Here is a 4604-nt window from a genome sequence, read left to right on the forward strand (position 1 = left end):
CTACGCGGCGACAGTCGGCGCAATGGTAGCGTTGTCGATCCCGACCTTCTGGTTTGGGTTGATCGCGATTTACATCTTCTCGCTCCGGCTCAAATGGCTGCCGAGCCGGCAATCGACGAGAAGGCCAGCAGAAGCGCGCAGAAGAAGATCACCGCTTCGCGACCGGCCCGGTCTGCCGCGATCTGTCTGGCGACGCTCGCCGGAAGGCTCATTCCGGAACCGCCTCCAAGGTATGGCATATTGGCGACCGCGAGCAGGCACAGTTCGGCCATGACCCATGTCCCCGATGGCAAAATGCGGTCCCTTCAGGCGAAGGAGCAGCGGCGCAAACACAAGCGCCGCGGCGGCGGACGAAGCCATGGCGATGAGGATCGAAGCGGGCAATGGCAGACCGAAGAATACAAGTGAGGCGAAGAACGCATATCCGCCGATACCGATATAGGCCTGTTGTCCGACGGATATCATCCCGCCGTAGCCGGCGAGCAGGTTCCATATTGCCGCGAGGGATAGGTAAACGAGGAAATCGGTGGTGAAACGCAAGGCCGCCAAATCGAGCATCCAAGGCGCGGACGCGAGGAGCGTGCACAAACAAACGATTCCCAACGTCGTGCGCACCGTGACCTGCAGTTCGGAACTGCCGGCGGGATGGGCGTCGATCTGTGAGCGGCTTGCTTGCAGCGCTCCGCTTGTCTCGTTCATTGGTGCGCTACCTTCGGGAAGAGGCCGTTCGGCCTAAGCAACAAGACGGCGAAAAAGACGATATGACCGGCTATCGTTTGGTAGGCTGGATCGACGGCCGCGCCGATCGACTGGGCAAGCCCGATCACAAGACCCCCGGCGAGAGTGCCCCAAAAATTGCCGAGACCGCCGATGATGACGGCTTCGAAGGCCACGAGGAGGCGGGCGGGGCCCATGAAAGGATCGAAGTTGCCTCGCACGGCCATCAGAACGCCCGCGACGCCGATCACCGCGAATGCGATGGCGCTGCCAATCGCAAAGACCCGCAGGTGATTGATCCCGACCAGGCCGACGATCTCGGAATCGTCGGATGTCGCGCGAAGCCTTTGCCCAAGGGCAGTTGAATAGAAGATCCACTGCAGTGCCATCGTCACGGCCAACGCTGTCGACAACACGACAACTGGATACACGCCAACCGAAGCTGCGCCGACGTTGATGCTCTGCGTTTCGATCGAGCCGGCAGAAAGGCGGCGCGTATCGGCGGAGAAGATCATCAGCAGCGCGTTCTGCACAACGACCGAGACTCCGAACGTCACCAGCAGCGGACGAAGCGGATCGTTGCCAAGCAGCCGGTTGAACAGGCCAAGCTGGAGGAGATAGCCGAGGCCGGCCATCAACGGCGCGACGGCGGCGATCGCCACGAAAGGGTGGATCGGGACGGCCGAAACGACGGAGAAGGCCGCGAATGCTGCGACGACGATAAAATCGCCATGGGCCAGATTCACCAGCCTCATCACCCCGAACACCAGAGAAAGGCCGGTCGCGAAAAGGGCATAGAGGCCTCCGAGAAGGATCCCTTGAACGATGATGTCGGCTGGATTGGTCATGTCATGCCTCCGCCACGCCGAAGTATGCAGCGGCGATTTGATCCCGTGTGAATTCGGCGGGCCGCCTGCTCAGCGCGACGGCGCCCCTGCGCAGGCAGTAGATGCGGTCGGCGACCGAAAGAGCCTGGCCGATGTCCTGCTCGACAACGACCAGTGCCGTGCCCTGGCCGCGCACCCGCCTGAAGTTTTCGTACATTCCCTTGACGACGACAGGCGCCAGACCAAGTGAAATCTCATCGCACAGAAGGAGTGTTGGGTTTGTCATCAACGCACGGCCCACCGCGACCATCTGCTGCTGCCCGCCAGAAAGCCTCGTCACCTGACGCCGCGCAAGCTCCGGCAACATCGGAAACAGCTCGTAGATGCGCGGAAGGTTCCAGTATCCGACGCGGCCAGCCGATCGGCCGATCGTCAGGTTCTCCTCGACCGTAAGGGAAGAGAAAAGCCGCCGTCCCTCCGGTACGAGCGTCATGCCGAACGCGGCGATTTCATTCGCCTCCAACATGCCGACCTCCCTGCCCGCGAAGTTCAGTCGTTTGGCTGATTTACCGCGGTGCAGCCCGGCTAACGACCTGAGGAGTGTCGATTTGCCAGCTCCGTTTGAACCGATGACCGCGATGCACTCCCCCTCCCCTACAGCCAGTCCAATGCCGAACAGCGCCTGAAGGTCGCCATAGAAGGCGTTCAGATCTTCGACATGCAACAGCGTCATGATGCGGCTCCGTCGGGTTCCGGTTCGACGCCGAGGTAGATTTCGCGCACGTCCGGCGACCGCATGACCTGATGGGGTTCGCCGTCCCTCAGAACCGAGCCGGCGTTGAGTACGACCAGGCGGCCTACGACCTCAAGCAGCGCATGGACCACGTGCTCGATCCAAATGACCGTCACGCCGCGCGCATTGATGTCGAGGATTGTCTTCACCAGATCGGAACACTCGGCGTCTGTCAGTCCACCCGCGATCTCGTCGAGCAGAAGGAGTTCGGGCGACGAACCCAGTGCTCGCGCCAACTCAAGTCTTTTGCGGTTCAGCAGCGAGAGCGAGCTTGCCGCATCGTTGGCAAGTTCCGACAGGTGTGTCTGTCGGAGGATCTCCTCGCAGTGCTGGCGGGACTGGCTTTGAGAGCGGCCGCCGGCAAAGACCGCACCGACCAGCACGTTCTCGTAGACCGTCATGCCATTCAATGGCTGCGGGATCTGGTACGTGCGCGCCATGCCGGCGCGCGCCCTTCGCCGCGCGCCCCAGCGCGTCACATCGTCTCCCTTGAAGACGACCGTGCCGGCTTCGCCGTGCACGTCTCCCGCGATCAGATTGAAAAAGGTGGTCTTGCCCGCGCCATTGGGTCCAATGATCCCAATGGCTTCTCCGCGCCCGACACCAAGGTCAATTCCGTCCGCGACGCGCACCGCACCAAACGACTTGCGCAGCCCTTTGATCTCCATGTGCAACATGAGCCGACGACCTAATAGGTAAGTTCCTCGAAATCGGCCCCGGCCGGAATTTCCGGAGCCGTCTGGTTCGACGTGATGACAAGGTCGTAGGCGTGGGGTCCGTTTGGGGTGCGGCGCCATTGACCGCCGACAAGCGGCGTCTTGGCGACGTTTTTGATGGTCGAGTTCTTCCAGTCGACCTTTCCCACAATCGTATCCAGAGAGGTATCTGATATGGCAGCGATAATCGCACCCGCATCGCCAGGCTCGCCTGCACGCTTCAAGACGTCTGCCGCGACTTCGAACAACGCGTGGGCAAAGCCGATCGGTTGGGTCCACTGTTTGCCGGTCGCCCGGCTATATTGGCCATCTCCACGGCCAGGATCTGGCGCCGGCCGTCCCAGTCGATGCCGACCGCGATCAGCACCGCTTGGCTCATGACGATGCCGGCTTCGCGCACCTTCTCGTAGCGGGCATCGAGGATGAGGTAGGCAAAAGGCTCTTGAAGCGGGCGCTCGGCAAACGCTTTCAGGCTCTCCTCTAGGCGTTTGTTGATGGCCGAGATCGATGAGGCCGAGAAGGCATGGCCGCACAGCTCTTCCGTGATCGCCTTGACCTTCCGGGTCGAAACGCCCTGCACATTCATCTCCGCAAGCGTGGCCACCAGGGCCCGCTCCGAACGCTGGTAACGCTCGAACAGCTCGGTGGAGAAGCGGCCGGCCCGGTCCTGCGGAACCCGCAGCTCCAGCTTGCCGACACGGGTGACAAGGGTGCGGCCATAATAACCCGAGCGGTAGCCGAGACGCTCCGGTGTGCGCTCGCCTTTCGAAGCACCCAGAGCCTCGTCCATCTCGGCCTCGAGCACCTCCTGCATCACCGTACGGATCACTTCGTGCAGACCTTGCGGATCCGAAAGCAGAATGTCTTTGACGGCGGCGCTGGCGGTTTACTTTCAGTCTTGGTCATGGTGGCGTTCCTTCGCGGGAATCAGGTGACGTTGAACATCACCAGCCTGCCATGACCGCCCCCTCTCAGCGAATTTGCAGAACTCTCAGCACATTACCCAGGCTCCGAGTTGGTACTACGCGCAGCTCGCCCGGGCGCGGTTCGTCGCCGGTCGCTATGCCGACAGTCTGTCGTCGCTGTGCCAAAGTCCGCCGGATATTCCCGTCACTCTGATGTTCCGTGCCCGGTGCCACGCGCTGCTCAAGAGCCGGCGCAGGGGCAGTCGATCGCCAGGCGGATTGCCGTCGAGTTTCCAAGGTTCACCGTCGAGAACTTCATCCGAACCTATCCCGTCACCAATCCTCTGGCCCTCGCTGCGATTAAGGAAGGGGCTCGTCGCGCAGGTATAGCGTAGAGCCGAAAACGGTGCCTAGCTGAGGAGAGGACGCGCTTCCTGGATATGCCACTTGGTAAGCCGGGCCCCGCTTCCGGCACAGGCTGAAGGTCTGCTTGGTAGCGCTAACTGGGCGCTGGCGTGACCCCTGCTAAGCTTCCGCTCCTGGCGCACCTTACTCGTTCCAGTGGACGAGGCGAACAGCAACAAACCATCCATCTCGGCCATTGGCGGCAGCCAGTTGGTAGAGTTTGACCCTAGAACGCCAGCGT

The 4604-nt window shown here is 61.8% G+C and carries 5 protein-coding genes and 2 pseudogenes; 1 reads left to right on the plus strand and 6 read right to left on the minus strand.

Annotated features, from left to right (window positions below):
* Positions 1-106: pseudogene (locus NKJ94_RS36900) on the plus strand (diguanylate cyclase); the annotation flags it as partial.
* On the opposite strand, the gene NKJ94_RS36905 reads toward NKJ94_RS36900, so the two are convergent.
* The 6 genes and pseudogenes from NKJ94_RS36905 to NKJ94_RS36930 form a co-directional block, all read right to left on the minus strand.
* A complete protein-coding gene (locus tag NKJ94_RS36905; RefSeq protein WP_352532640.1) occupies positions 70-699 on the minus strand; it encodes an ABC transporter permease subunit in 630 nt (209 codons plus the stop codon). The pseudogene NKJ94_RS36900 and the gene NKJ94_RS36905 sit on opposite strands and share 37 nt — an antisense overlap.
* Positions 696-1565: a branched-chain amino acid ABC transporter permease gene (locus tag NKJ94_RS36910; protein ID WP_352532642.1), complete on the minus strand. Its 870-nt coding sequence runs from the start codon at positions 1563-1565 to the stop codon at positions 696-698. The genes NKJ94_RS36905 and NKJ94_RS36910 overlap by 4 nt, the downstream gene beginning before the upstream one ends.
* Before the next feature lies 1 nt (position 1566).
* On the minus strand, positions 1567-2277 hold the full coding sequence (locus NKJ94_RS36915) for an ABC transporter ATP-binding protein (RefSeq protein ID WP_352532644.1): 711 nt from the start codon (positions 2275-2277) through the stop codon (positions 1567-1569).
* A complete protein-coding gene (locus NKJ94_RS36920) occupies positions 2274-3014 on the minus strand; it encodes an ABC transporter ATP-binding protein (protein ID WP_352532646.1) in 741 nt (246 codons plus the stop codon). The genes NKJ94_RS36915 and NKJ94_RS36920 overlap by 4 nt, the downstream gene beginning before the upstream one ends.
* Positions 3015-3025: 11 nt before the next feature.
* Positions 3026-3202 carry a hypothetical protein gene (locus NKJ94_RS37735; RefSeq protein ID WP_502896259.1) on the minus strand — a complete coding sequence of 59 codons (177 nt, stop codon included), beginning with the start codon at positions 3200-3202 and terminating at the stop codon, positions 3026-3028.
* A 134-nt stretch (positions 3203-3336) separates the two neighbouring features.
* A pseudogene (locus tag NKJ94_RS36930) lies at positions 3337-3959 on the minus strand (IS256 family transposase); the annotation flags it as partial.
* Positions 3960-4604 lie beyond the last annotated feature (645 nt).

The sequence above is a fragment of the Mesorhizobium sp. M0060 genome (assembly GCF_040323155.1).
Taxonomy (GTDB): Bacteria; Pseudomonadota; Alphaproteobacteria; order Rhizobiales; family Rhizobiaceae; genus Mesorhizobium.

What these genes read in the sequence shown, in the direction of transcription:
- NKJ94_RS36905 (WP_352532640.1), bottom strand. Translation starts at nt 699, where the DNA reads ATGAACGAGACAAGCGGAGCGCTGCAAGCAAGCCGCTCACAGATCGAC.
- NKJ94_RS36910 (WP_352532642.1), bottom strand. Translation starts at nt 1,565, where the DNA reads ATGACCAATCCAGCCGACATCATCGTTCAAGGGATCCTTCTCGGAGGC.
- NKJ94_RS36915 (WP_352532644.1), bottom strand. Translation starts at nt 2,277, where the DNA reads ATGACGCTGTTGCATGTCGAAGATCTGAACGCCTTCTATGGCGACCTT.
- NKJ94_RS36920 (WP_352532646.1), bottom strand. Translation starts at nt 3,014, where the DNA reads ATGTTGCACATGGAGATCAAAGGGCTGCGCAAGTCGTTTGGTGCGGTG.